We start from the raw sequence: 800 nt of genomic DNA on the forward strand, positions 1-800 counted from the left end.
GCGCCTCCAGGGCCACCTTCGCCTTGAACTGCGCTGAATAACGCTTCCTCTTCCCGGTCATCGGGCTCGTCCTTCCGTCAGGCCGAACCAAGCTTAACTCCCTGTCCGATTTTCGGGGACCACCTCACGGGTGCTGTCCCCTTGGTCGCCGAAGAGATCGGCGGGGCTCCCGATTTATGGTGGCCGGTCGCAGCGGAGTCTTGCGCAATGAAACATCCAGCCAAGTATAAAGCGATATACGAAAAATATATTTTACTTTTACCGGGTTAGGCTCGGAGCCTGTTTGGAAATTCAGAAGGGCATAACCGCGCTCACCCCGTCATGCCCCGGCTTGTGCCCGAAGTCGGCTGTTGCCGACTTCGGTTCCCGGAAGGCGGAACTCGGGAACACCCGAGTTCCGGGCATCCACGCCGAACCGCTTGGGAGAGCGTGCGAAAGCCATTCCCAGCCTCACCGCGTGGATGGCCGGGACAAGCCTGGTCATGACGGTGATAAAGTACCTGCCGGAGCTGCAAGCGCCCATCTGGGCGATTTTTCAAACGGGCTCTGAGCGCGTCAAGTAAAGTATAGATAGCCTGACACACAATTGAACCACTAAGAGCGCCTAACAAAACTTGGCGATGGCTCTGAAGCATATGATTGCGGCGGCGAGGACGCAGAATGCGCGGTAGAGATCGGCGTGGCGCTCGTATCGGATGGCGAGGCGCCGGAACTGGTTGATCCAGGCGAAGGTGCGCTCAACCACCCATCGGTGCTTGCCGAGGTGCTCAGAACTGTCGACGCCGCGGCGGGCGATACGG

The 800-nt window shown here is 59.1% G+C and carries 1 protein-coding gene; it reads right to left on the minus strand.

The annotated features are described in order from the left end of the window. Positions 1-604 precede the first annotated feature (604 nt). The coding region (locus K9U40_RS23105; protein WP_282890830.1) for a transposase at positions 605-800 on the minus strand (196 nt) is incomplete at its 5' end.

Source organism: Xanthobacter autotrophicus (assembly GCF_030015065.1).
Classification (GTDB): domain Bacteria; phylum Pseudomonadota; class Alphaproteobacteria; order Rhizobiales; family Xanthobacteraceae; genus Xanthobacter; species Xanthobacter autotrophicus_D.